Annotated in this window: 11 protein-coding genes; 5 read left to right on the top strand and 6 right to left on the bottom strand. The window is 62.1% G+C overall.

Annotation, left to right across the window (positions count from 1 at the left end; genetic code table 11):
• The first annotated feature begins 119 nt into the window (after positions 1 to 119).
• Positions 120 to 1,388 (top strand): O-acetylhomoserine aminocarboxypropyltransferase/cysteine synthase family protein, encoded by a 1,269-nt coding sequence (locus GDV60_RS03085; RefSeq protein WP_029299210.1) that lies wholly within the window; start codon positions 120 to 122, stop codon positions 1,386 to 1,388.
• A 1-nt stretch (position 1,389) separates the two neighbouring features.
• Here the strand turns inward: GDV60_RS03085 and GDV60_RS03080 are convergent, their stop codons facing one another.
• The 4 genes from GDV60_RS03080 to GDV60_RS03065 form a co-directional block, all read right to left on the bottom strand.
• Complete coding sequence (locus GDV60_RS03080; protein WP_159906257.1) at positions 1,390 to 2,103, bottom strand: DUF4123 domain-containing protein; 714 nt, start codon at positions 2,101 to 2,103, stop codon at positions 1,390 to 1,392.
• Positions 2,100 to 4,124 (bottom strand): type VI secretion system tip protein VgrG, encoded by a 2,025-nt coding sequence (locus GDV60_RS03075; protein ID WP_159906255.1) that lies wholly within the window; start codon positions 4,122 to 4,124, stop codon positions 2,100 to 2,102. The genes GDV60_RS03080 and GDV60_RS03075 overlap by 4 nt, the downstream gene beginning before the upstream one ends.
• A 185-nt stretch (positions 4,125 to 4,309) precedes the next feature.
• Positions 4,310 to 5,794: a sodium/proline symporter PutP gene (gene putP, locus GDV60_RS03070; RefSeq protein ID WP_159906253.1), complete on the bottom strand. Its 1,485-nt coding sequence runs from the start codon at positions 5,792 to 5,794 to the stop codon at positions 4,310 to 4,312.
• A gap of 174 nt (positions 5,795 to 5,968) precedes the next feature.
• Entirely contained in the window at positions 5,969 to 6,223 is a 255-nt protein-coding gene (locus tag GDV60_RS03065) for a hypothetical protein (RefSeq protein WP_159906251.1), read from the bottom strand.
• 29 nt (positions 6,224 to 6,252) lie between these two features.
• Here GDV60_RS03065 and putA point away from each other — a divergent pair, with 29 nt between their 5' ends.
• A complete protein-coding gene (putA, locus tag GDV60_RS03060) occupies positions 6,253 to 10,206 on the top strand; it encodes a trifunctional transcriptional regulator/proline dehydrogenase/L-glutamate gamma-semialdehyde dehydrogenase (RefSeq protein WP_159906249.1) in 3,954 nt (1,317 codons plus the stop codon).
• A gap of 272 nt (positions 10,207 to 10,478) precedes the next feature.
• Complete coding sequence (locus GDV60_RS03055) at positions 10,479 to 12,281, top strand: acyl-CoA dehydrogenase (RefSeq protein ID WP_159906247.1); 1,803 nt, start codon at positions 10,479 to 10,481, stop codon at positions 12,279 to 12,281.
• On the opposite strand, the gene GDV60_RS03050 is transcribed toward GDV60_RS03055, so the two are convergent.
• Together GDV60_RS03050 and GDV60_RS03045 are read right to left on the bottom strand one after the other, a co-directional pair.
• Positions 12,282 to 12,575: a cell division protein ZapA gene (locus GDV60_RS03050; RefSeq protein ID WP_029299223.1), complete on the bottom strand. Its 294-nt coding sequence runs from the start codon at positions 12,573 to 12,575 to the stop codon at positions 12,282 to 12,284.
• Entirely contained in the window at positions 12,572 to 12,802 is a 231-nt protein-coding gene (locus GDV60_RS03045; protein WP_029299225.1) for a hypothetical protein, read from the bottom strand. Before GDV60_RS03045 ends, GDV60_RS03050 begins: the two co-directional genes overlap by 4 nt.
• Before the next feature lie 274 nt (positions 12,803 to 13,076).
• On the opposite strand from GDV60_RS03045, the gene GDV60_RS03040 reads away from it, so the two are divergent.
• Positions 13,077 to 14,702 (top strand): methyl-accepting chemotaxis protein, encoded by a 1,626-nt coding sequence (locus GDV60_RS03040; RefSeq protein ID WP_159906246.1) that lies wholly within the window; start codon positions 13,077 to 13,079, stop codon positions 14,700 to 14,702.
• 200 nt (positions 14,703 to 14,902) lie between these two features.
• Positions 14,903 to 16,645, top strand: coding sequence for a potassium/proton antiporter (locus tag GDV60_RS03035; protein WP_029299228.1), 1,743 nt, complete (start codon positions 14,903 to 14,905; stop codon positions 16,643 to 16,645).
• Positions 16,646 to 16,674 lie beyond the last annotated feature (29 nt).

Here is a 16,674-nt window from a genome sequence, read left to right as displayed (position 1 = left end):
GCTTGCCCGCGATGCAGGCTACGGGGTATTACCCATACGCTGCGGTGATGCTATCGCCGGCAAGCCAGCTCCCCCGTTATCCGGGCTGCCCATGCAATCCAAGGAGGTCAAACAGCACCATGAAAGACGCCACCCTCGCCCTGCACCATGGTTTCAAATCGGACCCGACCACCAAGGCCGTCGCCGTACCGATCTACCAGAACGTCGCTTTCGAGTTCGATAACGCCCAGCACGGCGCCGACCTGTTCAACCTCGACGTGCCGGGCAATATCTACACGCGGATCATGAACCCCACCAATGACGTGCTGGAACAGCGCATGGCGGCGCTGGAAGGCGGGATCGCGGCCCTGGCCGTGTCGGCAGGCAGCGCGGCAATCCACTATGCCATCCAGGCCCTGACCCGCGCCGGCGACAATATCGTCTCCACCCCCCAGTTGTACGGCGGCACTTACACCCTGTTCGCCCACCTGCTGCCCAGCTTCGGCGTCGACGTGCGCTTTGCCCGCGATGACTCGGCCCAAGCCATCGCCGAACTGATCGACGAAAACACCAAGCTGGTGTACTGCGAGAGTATCGGCAACCCGGCCGGCAATATCGTCGACCTGCAGGCCCTGGCCGACGCTGCCCACGCCCGCGGCGTACCGCTGATGGTGGATAACACCGTCGCCACGCCGATCCTGTGCAAGCCGATCCAGTTTGGCGCAGACATCGTCGTGCATTCCCTGACCAAATATGTCGGCGGTCATGGCAACTCCCTGGGCGGGGTGATTGTCGACAGCGGCACCTTCCCCTGGACCGACTACCCGCAGAAATTCCCTGGCCTCAACCAGCCGGAGCCGGCCTACCATGGCGTGGTCTACACCGAAAAGTTCGGCCCGGCGGCCTTTATTGCCCGGGCCCGCACCGTGCCGCTGCGCAACACCGGCGCCGCCCTGGCGCCGATGAACGCCTTCCTGCTGCTGCAGGGCCTGGAAACCCTGGCCCTGCGCATGGAGCGCCACACCGAGAACGCGCTGAAAGTCGCGCAGTTCCTGCAGGCCCACGAACAAGTGGAATGGGTCAGCTACGCCGGCTTGGCGGATCACCCGCACCATCACCTGGCGCAAAAGTACATGCAGGGCAAACCCTCGGCGATCCTGTCCTTTGGCCTCAAAGGCGGCTATGAAGCCGGGGTGCGCTTCTACGATGCGCTGCAAATCTTCAAGCGCCTGGTGAACATCGGCGATGCCAAATCCCTGGCCTGCCATCCGGCCTCCACCACTCACCGGCAGATGAATACACAAGAGCAAGCCAAGGCCGGTGTGCGTCCGGAGATGATCCGTCTGTCGGTAGGCATCGAGGCGATTGAAGACCTGCTCGATGACTTGCAGCAATCCCTGAACGCCTGACTCACCCCCGCTCGCCGGCCAGGTAGGCAACCAATGCCTGGTCCCCGGCGTAGGGCTGGCGCACAAAGTACGCGACCTTGTGCTTCAAGGTCGCGGGTGCGAAGGCGTCGTGCAGGTCGGGGTGTTCTTGGGCCAGCCATTGCAGCAGGTTGTCCACCAGGGTCACGCTGGACTGCTCGCCAAGCTGCTTGAGTAGGGTGGCCGGCACATTCCACCAGGGACTTTTCTTCGCCGCCCCCACCACCATGCCCGGCACGTGCTGAAGCTGCCCATTGATCCAGTAGCGTCGAAATACGGGAATCACCTCCCCCGCCCCAGGCCCCAGCGCTTGCAGGATCGGCAGCAGATAGCCGCCATCCCAGAAACGAAAGAACACCTCCTGCCCCTCGGGCAAACGCACCTTGGTCAGGCTGGCGAGATGGTCAACCACCACCTGCAACGGGCTGGAGGAAACACCCAGCCAGCCCCAATCGGTAGCAGTGCACCGCGCCACCCAATCGAGAAACCCACTGCTGTCGCTGACCAACGCCACATAGGGCATCACCTCACCCCAGGCGCCGTACTCGCTGCCGGCCCACACCGGGCTCAGCGGCCCGCCATCCGCCTGGCGCCAGGCCGCGACCGGCTGGCACTCGCTGGTGCTGGCCAGGATGACAAACACCTGCTCGCCGTCCTGCAGCGGCTCCTGGGCCAGCCATTCACGTGGGGTCATCATCGCAAGCCTCCAACACGATGCTGCGGGGTATCACAGACACCATTCTTGCAGCGCTCACATTCCTCGCAGAACGGCGCACTGCGCTTGAGGCTGAACACCTGCGCGGCACTCAACGCCGCCTGCAGGGTTTCCTGCACGCCCGGGCGCAACGCTGATGGCGCCACCGCCGCCGCCGGCGCACCACCCAGTTGGATCGGCGTGCTACTGAAAATCCCTGCCGCCGACAGGGTGATCCATTGCCCCCCGGCCTGCAGTGTCAGGCTGGCACCGCCATCGACCACCATTTGCTGGCCCGCGCCAAGGCTGATCTGCTCACCCGCCTGCAGCGCATAACGTGCGACGTGCACCTGCTGCTGCCCCGCGATCACCAGATGATCGTCCTGCTTCAATTCCGTCAGCCGGTTGCCGTGGGTAATCCGCTGCTCCTGGCCGTGCAATTCGTGGTGCGACTCGCCGCGCACCTGCACATGGCGCTGGTGATCCACCTGCACGCGCAAATCATGGAGCACGTGCTGGGTCCAGTCGCGCTGGGCACGCAGGTAGATCTGCTCGGCGCCCTTGCGGTCTTCGATGCGCAGCTCGTTATAGCCGCCACCTCCCGGGCTGCTCTGGCTGCGGAAGATGCTGCGGGTCTTGTCCGCGGGCAAGTCGAGGGGCACCGGCGTCGCGCCGTTGGCCAGGCAACCCACCACCAGCGGCATGTCGATATCACCGTTGACGAAGCCCACCAGCACTTCCATGCCCACCCGCGGGATCGTCACGCTGCCGTAATGCTCATGGGCCCAGGCGCTGGCGACCCGCAGCCAGCAACTGGAATGTTCGCCGGATTGGCCGTGGCGATCCCAGGCCAGTTGCACCTTGACCCGGCCGAACTCGTCGCAATGGATTTCGCTGTCCGCGGGCCCCGTGACCACGGCGTTCTGATATCCGGCAAGCGGGGCACTGGCCTCAGGCAGCGGCGGGCGAAACGGCACGTCCCAGGGCGTGGCGAAAAACTCGTTGCGGTAACCCTGCTCGTCCACCACGCCCACGGATTCCTCCAGCACTTGCGGCTGCCTGCCCTGGTGGATCACCCGCGTCACCAGCCACAGGCCATTCCATTGCTGACGCGGATGATCGGCCAGCTTGAGGAACTGCCCGCTGACCAACGCCGCCTGGTCGCCCTCACCCCGTGCCTGGCGCTGATCGCTGCGATAACGCTCCAACGCCCGCTGCGCCAGGTGCTTGCCCTGCCCACGGTCGGTGAAATGCCCGGGATAGCCCTGGGCCTCCAGCGTGGGCAGTTGCTCGCCCAGGGCGGCGCTTTCCAGCACCAGGCGTGGCTTGCGAAAGTCATAGTCGCGCAGGTTGACCCCAGTGGTCCGCGCCTCCAGGCGCACGTTGAAACGTTTGATCACCGGCACCGCCGCAACCATCCCTGAGCCGGGCGCATAGCCTGTCGGCTGATCCGCCTGGGCAAACACCGTCTGGTCATCACCGAACACCAGCAGGTGGCCGTCCGGCGAATGCTGAAAGTGATAGTGAATCCCCAGTTCCGCACACAGGCGCTGGATAAACGCCAGATCGGTCTCATCGAACTGCACGCAGTATTCACGTTCGGGGTAATCCGTACCCAGGCGCCATTCAAAGGCATCGCGCTGGATGCCCTGCCCTTCAAGCACCAGGCTGACGATCTGCGGCACGGTCTTGTGCTGGAAAATACGTTGGTGGGCACTGTGCTGCAGGTACGCCAGTTGCGGTACCAGGCTCACTTGATAGCGGGTCAGGCGCCGCCCCGAGTCACCTTGCGCAACGCCCTGGATTTGCCCGTGAATGCCATGGCCCAGCGTATCGAAGGCGAGAAAGGCCTGGCGGTGCAGCAGGTCTTCCAGATCCAGGTCCGGCTGTTCGCTGACCAGTTCAATATCAAAACAATAGGGCTGGCTGATCGCCTCCTCGCCCTTGAATGCCAGGACCTTGAGATCACTGGACCGGCCGTCGACGGTCAGGCTAAACGCACTTTGATTGGCAGGAGCGAACATCCGGTGTTTCTCTGCAAGTGGAGGGCCTGGGATTCTGCACCAGCCATTTGCCGAGCGGCGCGGGCCGCAGGCAATTCAGTATTTCCCTACAAGGCAACCGTCACCGTCGCACCAAAAAAAAGGCCCGCATCCAGGGATGCGGGCCTTTTTCAGTTCAGCGGGCCATCAAGGCCTGGATGAACGCCTCATTTGTTGAGGTTGTAGTCTTTCTCGGCAGCGGTGAAGCGCTCGACCATACCGGCAGTCGGGGCACCCATCTTGCTCACGAAGTAGATCGCCAGGCTGGCGAAGATAAAGCCTGGGATGATTTCGTACAGACCCAGCAACTCAAAGTGTTTCCACACGATCACGGTGATCGCGCCGACCAGGATACCGGCCAGTGCGCCGTTACGGGTCATGCCTTTCCACAGTACCGAGATCAGGACCACAGGACCGAACGCGGCGCCGAAGCCGGCCCAGGCGTAGCTCACCAGGCCCAGTACACGGTTTTCCGGGTTGGCGGCCATCGCGATAGCGATCAGCGCAACCACCAGCACCATGATGCGACCTACCCATACCAATTCCAGCTGGGAAGCGCCCTTGCGCAGGAAAGCCTTGTAGAAGTCTTCGGTCAGGGCACTGGAGCACACCAGCAACTGGCAGCTCAGGGTGCTCATCACGGCAGCCAGAATGGCCGACAGCAGCACGCCAGCAATCCAAGGGTTGAAGAGCAGCTTGGCCAGTTCGATGAACACACGCTCAGGGTTTTCGGTCACTGGACCTGCAACTTCAGGGTGTGCCGAGAAGTAGGCAATACCGAAGAAACCTACAGCCACGGTGCCGGCCAGGCACAGGATCATCCAGGTCATGGAGATACGACGTGCATTGGCAATCGACTTGACCGAATCCGCCGCCATGAAACGCGCGAGGATGTGCGGCTGGCCGAAGTAGCCCAGGCCCCAGCCCATCAGCGAGATGATGCCGATGAAGGTGGTGTTTTTCAGCATGTCGAAGTTGGTTGGATCGTTCGCTTCAATAGCCAGGAACGTGGTATCGACGCCGCCGGTGGCCAGCAGCACGATGATTGGCGTGAGGATCAAGGCGAAGATCATCAGCGTAGCTTGTACGGTATCTGTCCAGCTTACTGCCAGGAAACCACCGATGAAGGTGTAGGCAATCGTCGCCGCAGCACCGGCCCACAGCGCGGTCTCGTAGGACATGCCGAAAGTGCTTTCGAACAGACGGGCACCGGCAACGATGCCGGAAGCGCAGTAGATGGTGAAGAACACCAGGATCACTACTGCCGAGATAATCCGCAGCAGGCCGCTTTTGTCTTCAAAGCGGCTGGAGAAGTAATCCGGCAGGGTCAGGGCGTCGCCGTTGTGTTCGGTCTGCACGCGCAGGCGACCGGCCACAAACAACCAGTTCAGGTAAGCACCGACGATCAGGCCGATGGCGATCCAGCTTTCCGACAGGCCCGACATGTAGATGGCACCTGGCAGGCCCATCAACAACCAGCCGCTCATATCCGAGGCGCCAGCCGAGAGTGCGGTGACGACGCTGCCGAGGCTGCGACCACCGAGGATGTAATCGGAAAGGTTATTGGTGGAGCGATAGGCCATCAGACCAATCAACACCATTGCCGCGATGTAGATCACAAATGTGATCAGGGTTGGATTACTTACGCTCATTGAGTTACGCCCTGGCTTTGTTTTTATGTAGCGGCGGTCTGTCAGCCCACCTACAAGAGAGTAGCTTGTAGACGAAACTGCATGCCGCGCATTTATGACTGACGTTTCCCCAGGAAAGCCATCAGCCGATGAACCGAACCTTGCAGTTGGTTGCACCTTGGGCGCGAATGCTATTCAACAAAGCAAATAAGGTGCAACCAGTTTCGTGAGAATAAGTTGCACCCAGGGATGTTTTTCGGCAAACGGCGGGTTTTTGCTCCTTTTCGGAGCAAGAACAGCCAAATCCAGAAGTAAATGCACCAATACCAAGCCGATTCCGTCGAGTGAAAATGAATTCTGACGAGCAGCGCGGATTTCGTGAAGAAAATGGGTTGCACCCGGTTGCACCTCGTACTGCGCAAAGCTAATCTTGCCGCCAGCTGATGCCACGCAGTAGTGGCACCCATGAGGATAAAAATATGGCTACGACCACCCTTGGGGTCAAACTCGATGACCCGACCCGCGAACGCCTGAAGGCCGCCGCGACCTCCATTGATCGCACGCCGCACTGGCTGATCAAGCAGGCAATTTTCAATTACCTGGAGAAACTCGAGGGTGGTGCAACCCTGACCGAGCTCAACGGTTCGGGCATCAAGGACGCAGACGACGCCGGTGAGGTGCAGAACGACCACGCCCACCAGTGCTTCCTCGAATTTGCCGAGAGCATCCTGCCGCAATCGGTGCTGCGCGCCTCGATCACTGCTGCTTACCGTCGCCCCGAGCCGGAAGTGGTACCGATGCTGATCGAGCAGGCACGCCTGCCGGCCCAGATGGCCGAAGCCACCAACAAGCTGGCCGCCTCGATTGCCGAAAAACTGCGCAACCAGAAGAGCGCCGGCGGCCGTGCCGGTATCGTCCAGGGCCTGTTGCAGGAATTCTCCCTGTCGTCCCAGGAAGGCGTGGCACTGATGTGCCTGGCCGAAGCCCTGCTGCGTATCCCCGACAAGGGCACCCGTGACGCACTGATCCGCGACAAGATCAGCACCGGCAACTGGCATCCACACCTGGGCAACAGCCCGTCGCTGTTCGTCAACGCGGCCACCTGGGGTCTGCTGCTGACCGGCAAACTGGTCGCCACCCATAACGAGGCCGGCCTGACCTCATCCCTGAGCCGCATCATCGGCAAGAGCGGCGAGCCGATGATCCGCAAGGGCGTCGACATGGCCATGCGCCTGATGGGCGAGCAGTTCGTCACCGGCGAAACCATCGCCGAAGCCCTGGCCAACGCCAGCAAGTTCGAAGCCAAGGGCTTCCGCTATTCCTACGACATGCTCGGTGAAGCCGCACTCACCGAACACGACGCCCAGAAATACCTGGCCTCGTACGAACAAGCTATTCACTCCATCGGCAAAGCCTCCCATGGCCGTGGGATTTATGAAGGCCCGGGCATCTCCATCAAGCTGTCGGCCCTGCACCCTCGCTACAGCCGCGCCCAGTACGAGCGCGTGATGGACGAGCTGTACCCGCGCCTGCTGTCTCTGACCCTGCTGGCCAAGCAATACGACATCGGCCTGAACATCGATGCCGAAGAAGCCGACCGCCTGGAACTGTCCCTGGATCTGCTCGAGCGCCTGTGCTTCGAGCCGCAACTGACCGGCTGGAACGGCATCGGTTTCGTGATCCAGGCGTACCAGAAGCGCTGCCCGTACGTGATCGACTACGTGATCGACCTGGCACGCCGCAGCCGTCACCGCCTGATGATCCGCCTGGTAAAAGGCGCGTACTGGGACAGCGAAATCAAGCGCGCCCAGGTCGAAGGCCTGGAAGGCTACCCGGTCTACACCCGCAAGGTGTACACCGACGTTTCCTACATCGCCTGCGCACGCAAGCTGCTGTCGGTACCGGAAGTCATCTACCCGCAGTTCGCCACGCACAACGCCCACACTCTGTCGGCCATCTACCATATTGCCGGCCAGAACTATTACCCCGGCCAGTACGAGTTCCAGTGCCTGCACGGCATGGGTGAACCGCTGTACGAACAGGTTGTAGGCAAGGTTTCCGAAGGCAAACTGAACCGTCCATGCCGCGTGTACGCTCCGGTCGGTACCCACGAAACACTGTTGGCCTACCTGGTGCGTCGCCTGCTGGAAAACGGCGCCAATACCTCGTTCGTCAACCGCATCGCCGACCAATCCATTTCGATCCAGGAGCTGGTGGCCGATCCAGTGGCCAGCATCGAGCAGATGGCGACGCTGGAAGGCGGCTTCGGCCTGCCGCACCCGCGTATCCCGCTGCCGCGTGACCTGTATGGCAGCGAGCGTGCCAACTCGGCCGGTATCGACCTGGCCAACGAACACCGCCTGGCGTCCCTGTCCTGCGCCTTGCTGGCCACCGCGCACAACAACTGGAAAGCCGCGCCGATGCTCGGTTGCGCCTCCAGCAATGAACCCGCTGCGCCGGTGCTAAACCCCTCCGACCTGCGTGATGTGGTCGGCCATGTCCAGGAAGCCACCGTCGAAGACGTCGACAATGCGATCCAGTGCGCCCTCAATGCCGCTCCGATCTGGCAGGCCACTCCACCGGCCGAACGCGCCGCGATCCTGGAACGTGCCGCGGACTTGATGGAAGGCGAGATCCAGCCACTGATGGGCCTGCTGGCCCGTGAAGCCGGCAAGACCTTCGCCAACGCCATCGCCGAAGTGCGTGAAGCTGTGGACTTCCTGCGTTACTACGCCGTGCAGGCGCGTAACGATTTCACCAACGACGCCCACCGCCCACTGGGCCCAGTGGTGTGCATCAGCCCGTGGAACTTCCCGCTGGCAATCTTCAGCGGCCAAGTCGCCGCTGCACTGGCCGCCGGTAACCCGGTCCTGGCCAAGCCGGCCGAACAAACCCCGCTGGTCGCCGCGCAAGCCGTGCGTCTGCTACTGGAAGCCGGTATTCCGCAAGGCGTGCTGCAACTGCTGCCGGGCCAGGGCGAAAGTGTGGGTGCCCGCCTGGTGGGTGATGATCGCGTCAAAGGCGTGATGTTCACCGGCTCCACTGAAGTGGCGCGCCTGCTGCAGCGTAACGTCGCCGGTCGCCTGGATGCCCAGGGGCGCCCGATCCCGCTGATCGCCGAGACCGGTGGCCAGAACGCGATGATCGTCGACTCCTCGGCCCTGACCGAGCAAGTGGTGATCGACGTTGTCTCCTCGGCCTTCGACAGTGCCGGCCAGCGTTGCTCGGCCCTGCGTGTACTGTGCCTGCAGGAAGATTCGGCAGACCGCGTCATCGAAATGCTCAAGGGTGCCATGGCGGAATGCCGCCTGGGGAACCCGGAGCGCCTGTCCGTGGATATCGGCCCGGTGATCGACGCCGAAGCCAAGGCTGGTATCGAGAAACACATCCAGGCCATGCGTGACAAAGGCCGCACCGTGTACCAGGTGGCGATTGCCGACAGCGAAGAAATCAAGCGCGGCACCTTCGTGATGCCAACCCTGATCGAGCTGGAAAGCTTCGACGAGCTGCAACGGGAGATCTTCGGCCCGGTACTGCACGTGGTGCGCTACAAGCGCAAGGAAATCGACCAGTTGATCGGCCAGATCAATGCCTCGGGCTACGGCCTGACGCTGGGCGTGCACACCCGTATCGACGAGACCATCGCCAAGGTGATCGACAACGTCCACGCCGGTAACGTGTACGTCAACCGCAACATCGTCGGTGCCGTGGTCGGCGTGCAGCCATTCGGCGGCGAAGGTTTGTCGGGTACCGGTCCGAAGGCCGGTGGCCCGCTGTACCTGTACCGCCTGCTGTCGACCCGTCCTACCGATGCGATCGAGCAATCCTTCGTACGTGGTGACGCACTTGCCGCGCCGGATGTACGCCTGCGTGACGCCATGAGCCAACCGTTGACCGCCCTGAAAACCTGGGCCGAAAGCAATAAGTTCAGCGACCTGAGCGTGCTGTGCAGCCAGTTTGCCGCGCAATCGCAAAGCGGTGTCACCCGCCTGCTGGCCGGCCCGACTGGCGAACGCAACAGCTACGCCATCCTGCCCCGCGAGCACGTACTGTGCCTGGCAGACCTGGAAGGCGATCTGCTGGCGCAACTGACAGCCGTACTGGCGGTGGGTAGCTCGGCGGTGTGGCCGGAATCTGACCTGACCAAGGCGCTGTTCCCACGGCTGCCGAAGGAAGTTCAGGCGAAGATCCAGCGCGTGGCCGACTGGACCAAGGACGAAGTGATCTTCGATGCGGTCCTGCACCATGGCGATTCCGACCAACTGCGTGGAGTGTGCCAGCAAGTGGCCCAGCGCAGCGGCGCGATTGTCGGGGTCAATGGCCTGTCTTCGGGCGAAACCAACATTGCGCTGGAGCGTTTGGTGATCGAGCGCGCGTTGAGCGTCAACACCGCTGCGGCTGGCGGTAACGCGAGCTTGATGACGATCGGCTGATCACTGCCAAAGTGGGGCACCTGCAATGGGTGCCCCACTGCATTGCATCTGTCGAAACCGGATAAATGTAGGAGCTGGCTTGCCTGCGATGGCGGTGGGCCAGGCACTATTTGCTTGGTTGACACTCCGCCATCGCAGGCAAGCCAGCTCCTACATTGACCGCGTCAGACCTTTACGTTGTGTTTTGCTGCTCCATCACCCAGATCAATCTTGCTATCGCGCCTCTATTCGCGCACTTAGACTGCGGCCTATTCCCACATAGGTAAGCCGCCATGTCCGAGACGCTCCTCAGTTCCCGCAATCTGGCTTTCGAGCTGTATGAAGTCCTCGATGCCGAGGGCCTGACCCAGCGCGAGCGGTTTGCCGAACATAATCGCGAAACCTTCGACGCTGCGATTGGCACTGCGCGCAGCATCGCCGAAAAGTACTTCGCACCGCACAACCGCAAGGGTGACGAGAACGAACCGCGCTACGAAGACGGTCAGGCGATCCTGATCCCGGAAGTGAAACCTGCCGTCGATGCCTTTCTCGAAGCGGGCTTTCTCAATGCTGCCCGCAGTTTCGAAGCCGGTGGCATGCAACTGCCGACGCTGCTGTCCCAGGCCTGCTTTGCGCACTTTCAGTCAGCCAATGCGGCCTCTACCTCCTACCCTTTCCTGACCATGGGCGCGGCCAATCTGATCGAGAGTTTTGGCACCGAGGAGCAGAAACAACGCTTTCTGCAACCGATGATCGAAGGCCGATTCTTCGGCACCATGGCCTTGACCGAGCCCCATGCCGGCTCGTCGCTGTCGGACATTCGCACCCGCGCCGAGCCAGCGGCGGATGGCACGTACCGGCTCAAGGGCAACAAGATCTTTATCTCCGGCGGCGATCATCCGCTGTCGGAAAACATCGTGCATATGGTCTTGGCCAAACTGCCGGACGCACCGGCCGGGGTGAAGGGCATTTCGCTGTTTATCGTGCCCAAGTTCCTGGTCAACGATGACGGCAGCCTGGGCCCGCGCAACGATGTGTTGCTGGCCGGGTTGTTCCACAAGATGGGCTGGCGCGGCACCACCTCCACGGCGTTGAACTTCGGCGATAACGGCGAGTGTGTCGGCTATCAGGTGGGCAAGCCACACCAGGGCCTGGCTTGCATGTTCCAGATGATGAACGAAGCGCGGATTGGCGTCGGCATGGGCGCGGTGATGCTGGGCTACGCCGGTTACCTGTACTCCCTGGAGTACGCCCGGGAACGCCCGCAAGGTCGCCTGCCCGACAGCAAGGACCCGAACACCGCACCGGTGTCGATCATCCAGCACGCCGATATCAAGCGCATGCTGCTCACGCAAAAAGCCTATGTGGAAGGTGCCTTCGACCTGGGCCTGTACGCGGCACGGTTGTTCGATGACACCACGACCCTGGACAGTGAGGCCGGGCGCAAGCAGGCCCATGAGTTACTCGACCTGCTGACCCCGATCGTCAAGTCCTGGCCCTCGGAGTTCTGCCTGAAGGCCAATGAACTGGCGATCCAGATCCTCGGCGGCCACGGCTACACCCGTGAATACCCGGTAGAGCAGTACTACCGCGACAACCGCCTGAACCCGATCCACGAGGGCACCCACGGCATCCAGTCCCTGGACCTGCTGGGGCGCAAGCTCGCGCAAAACGGCGGCGCGGGTTTGAAGCAGTTGGTTCGCCTGATCGCTGAGACCGGCGCACGGGCCCAGGAGTATCCGTCACTCACGGCCATGCGCGAGCCGCTGGAACAGTTGGTGGCGCGCCTGCAAAGCGTGACCCTGGGGCTGTTGACGGATCTCGCCCAGGGCAAGGTCAACAGCAGCCTGGCGAACTCGGCGCTGTACCTGAAAGTATTTGGGCATACGGTGATTGGCTGGCGCTGGCTGGAACAGGCGATCCGCGCCGAAGAAGGCTTGGCCAAAGGCAATGTAGCGGATGTGGCCTTCTATAAGGGCAAGCTGCAAGCGGCCCGGTACTTCCTGACCTGGGAGGTACCGGGCTGCCATCATGAACTGTCGATCCTGCAGGCACGGGACGATACGTGCCTGACCATGCAGGATGAATGGTTCTGATCAGGGCTGGCCGATGGCCTTGGAAATCACATCGACCGTGGCGCTGACTTGCTCTTGGTAACGGTCGAGTTCCTGCTGGTGACGCTGCTGCATGTCGATCTGTTCGGCACATAGATTCAGCGCCGCCAGCACCAGCAGTTTGTCGCCGATCAGGGTCGGGTACTTCTGCTTGGTGGTTGCCAATGACGCCTTGAGCATGGTCACGGCTTTGAGCAGGGTGTTGTCTTCCCCGTCCGGTGCCTTGATCGAGTAATCCTCACCGAGAATCGAAACGACCTTTATCCCTTCACTCATGCGCTCACAGGACCTGCGCTCACACGCTCAACCAACGCCTGGATACGGGCGGCGGTGGCGCCCTGCTTTTCTTCCTGTTCCATCAGGTTCAGTTGCAGGCTGTCGTTCTCATCCTTGGCGCGGGCCAGTTCCGCCTTGAGGGATTCGTTGGTACCCAGCAATGCTTGATTCTGCTGCACCAGGTCACTGACCAGTTGTTCCAGTTGGCTGAGGGATGTTTCTAACATTTTGAATTCTCGGGCTTTTTCAAAGGGCGGTGACGATAAAGAAAATTCACCGTGGAAGCCAGGGTTATCCTGGCGCGCAGCCCTGATTTCACGGGTCAGGCCACGCTGTGGAGCCTTAGTGACTGCATTTACGCCATCTGGTTCCTGAATCCCTGCCAATCCGTGCCGGGTGCGACAAAAGCGCACAGCCCCTCAAGACTTTGGTCGCATGTCCGATAGGTCATGCTTACCCCGCCTCAAAGCCGCACGGATCGCGCCTCTCCCAGGACCACTCATGTCTCTTCGTAATATGAATATCGCGCCGCGCGCGTTTCTCGGCTTCGCGTGCATTGGTGCGCTGATGTTGTTTCTCGGTATTTTTGCGCTGAACCAGATGAGCAAGATCCGTGGGGCCGCCGAAGACATCACCCAGAGCAGCGTGCCGAGCATTCGCGCCCTCGAGGACTTTACCCAACTGACCCTGCGCCTGCGCGTGCTGTCTTATCGCCTGCTGACCAACCGCGAGCCAGACGTACAACAGAAGACCCTGGAAGCCTTTGAACTGCGCAACCAGCAGATTCGTACGGCCCAGGGCACTTATGAAAAGCTGATCGAAAGCCGTGAGGAACGCTCGGCGTACGACGAGTACGTACGCCTGCTGGGCCAGTACCACCAGATTGAAGAGCGGATGAAGAGCCTGTCGCGCAGCAACCAGATAGAAGAACTGCGCACCCTGCTCAACACGCAATTGCTGAGCAACTCCGAGCAGATCAACGCGGCCCTCACGCGCCTGCTGGACCTCAACAACAGCATGGCCAATGCCACCAACCAAAAGGCTGCCGATCAATATGACTCGGCCTTTGACCTGGTGGTGGCCCTGCTGGTGCTGGCCACCGCACTGACCGTGCTGTTTGCCTGGCTGCTGACCCGCAGCATCACCCTGCCCATCGCCCAAGCCCTGGAAGCCGCCGAGCACATTGCCGAGGGCAACCTGACCCAGTCGATCAAGGTCGATGGCGATGACGAAGCCGGCCGCCTGTTGCGCGCAATGAATAAAATGCAGGAGAAATTGCGCGACACCCTGCAGCGCATTTCTGGTTCGGCCACCCAACTGGCCTCCGCTGCCGAAGAGCTGAACGCCGTCACCGACGAAAGCGCCCGTGGCCTGACCCAGCAGAACAACGAGATCGAACAGGCGGCCACCGCCGTCAACGAAATGACCAGCGCCGTTGAAGAAGTCGCGCGCAATGCGGTCAGCACCTCCGAAGCCTCGAAAAACGCCACGGCCTCGGCGGGTGATGGTCGCGACCTGGTGCAGGAAACCGTCAGCGCCATCGAGCGCATGAGCGGCGATGTGCAGGGCACCGCCACGCTGATCGGCGCGCTGGCCGAAGAGTCGCGGGATATCGGCAAGGTGCTCGACGTGATTCGCGGCCTGGCCGACCAGACCAACCTGCTGGCCCTGAACGCCGCCATCGAGGCTGCGCGTGCCGGGGAAGCCGGGCGTGGTTTTGCGGTGGTGGCCGATGAAGTGCGGGCCCTGGCCCATCGCACCCAGCAATCGACCAGTGAGATCGAACGGATGATCGGCAGTATCCAGGCCGGTACCGAACAGGCGGTGGACTCGATGCGCAACAGCACCGAGCGCGCCGAATCCACACTCAATATCGCCAAAGGCGCAGGGATGTCCCTGGATACCATCAATAGCGCGATCATCGAGATCAACGAGCGCAACCTGGTGATCGCCAGCGCCGCCGAAGAGCAGGCACAAGTCGCGCGGGAAGTGGACCGCAACCTGGTGAACATCCGCGACTTGTCGGTGCAATCGGCCACAGGCGCCAGCCAGACCAGTGCGGCCAGCAGCGAGTTGTCGCGCCTGGCGGTGGATTTGAATGGGATGGTGGGGCGTTTCCGCCTCTGAAATACAGTCACCCCCTGTAGGAGCTGGCTTGCCTGCGATGGCAGCGCCGCGGTGAGCCTGATTCACCGAGGCGCTGCCATCGCAGGCAAGCCAGCTCCTACAAAAGCTTTTTGACAGCGCAGCAATTCAACAGGTTAGAATCGCTGGCACGCAGACTGCATGGTCAGACTGCGCCTCGCCTTATTTCCGGAGTACTGCCTTTGAATGCGACGACCATCAACAGCCTGTTCTTGATCGGCGCGTTGCTGGTAAGTGCGAGCATTCTGGTGAGTTCTCTTTCGTCCCGCCTGGGCATCCCGATCCTGGTGATCATCCTGGCCGTGGGCATGATCGCCGGCGTCGATGGCGGCGGGATCATTTTCGATAACTACCCGACCGCGTACCTGGTGGGCAACCTGGCATTGGCAGTGATCCTGCTCGATGGCGGCTTGCGCACACGGGTCGCGAGTTTTCGCGTGGCACTGTGGCCAGCCCTGTCGCTGGCGACCGTGGGGGTGTTGATAACCACCGGCCTCACCGGTATGGCGGCGGCCTGGCTGTTTGACCTCAATATCATCCAGGGCCTGCTGATCGGAGCCATCGTCGGCTCCACCGATGCCGCCGCCGTGTTCTCGCTGCTGGGCGGCAAGGGCCTGAACGAACGGGTAAGCGCCAGCCTGGAAATCGAATCCGGCAGCAACGACCCAATGGCGGTGTTCCTCACCGTAACCCTGATCGACATGCTCGCCAGCGGCCAGACCGGCCTGCACTGGAGCCTGTTGACCCACCTGATCCGCGAATTCGGCATCGGCGGCATTATCGGCCTGGGCGGCGGCTGGCTGATGCTGCAACTGGTCAACCGGATCAACCTGGCCAACGGCCTGTACCCGATCCTGGTGATCGCCGGTGGCCTGTTCGTGTTTGCCCTGACCAATGCCCTGCACGGCAGCGGCTTCCTCGCCGTGTACCTGTGCGGCCTGGTGATCGGCAACCGTCCGGTGCGCAGCCGCCACGGCATCCTGCATATGCTCGACGGCATGGCCTGGCTGGCGCAGATCGGCATGTTCCTGGTGCTGGGCCTGCTGGTCACGCCCCACGACCTGCTGCCCATCGCCCTGCCGGCCCTGGGCCTGGCGCTGTGGATGATCCTGTTTGCCCGGCCGCTGTCAGTGGCGGTTGGCCTGCTGCCGTTCAAGGCCTTCCACGGCCGCGAAAAAGTATTTATCGCCTGGGTCGGCCTGCGCGGCGCGGTACCGATCATTCTTGCGGTGTTCCCGCTGATGGCCGGCCTGCCCCACGCCCAGCTGTATTTCAACCTGGCGTTCTTTATCGTGCTGGTGTCGTTGCTGGTGCAGGGCACCAGCCTGCCGTGGGTGGCCAAGCTTTTGAAAGTGACGGTACCGCCCGAGCCCGCGCCGATTTCCCGGGCCGCCCTGGAAGTGCACGTCACCAGCGAGTGGGAGCTGTTCGTCTACCGCCTGGGCGCCGAAAAGTGGTGCATCGGCGCCGCCCTGCGCGAGCTGAAAATGCCCGAAGGCACGCGCATCGCCGCGCTGTTTCGCGGCCAGCAACTGCTCCATCCGTCGGGTAGTACGGTGTTGGAGGCCGACGACCTGCTGTGCGTGATAGGCCATGAGCATAACCTCGCGGCCCTCGGCAAACTGTTCAGCCAGGCACCGCAACGGGGCCTGGACCTGCGCTTCTTCGGCGACTTCGTGCTCGAAGGCGACGCGCAACTGGGCGCGGTGTCGGCGCTGTACGGGCTCAAGCTCGACGGTATCGATCCGGATATGCCCCTGGGCCAGTTCATCACGCAAAAGGTCGGTGGCGCCCCCATCGTCGGCGACCAGGTGGAGTGGAACAACACCATTTGGACAGTCGCCGTGATGGACGGGAACAAGATCGGCAAAGTCGGCGTCAGATTCCCCGAAGGAAGTCGCCCGGCCCCCGGACTCTTCCTCTAAACTGCGGGGCGACGGTGTGCCAATGGCCA

The sequence above is a fragment of the Pseudomonas sp. DTU12.1 genome (assembly GCF_009873475.1).
Classification (GTDB): Bacteria; Pseudomonadota; Gammaproteobacteria; order Pseudomonadales; family Pseudomonadaceae; genus Aquipseudomonas; species Aquipseudomonas proteolytica.
The sequence above is the reverse complement of the archived record's forward strand: the minus strand, read 5'-3'. Positions and strand labels throughout refer to the sequence as shown.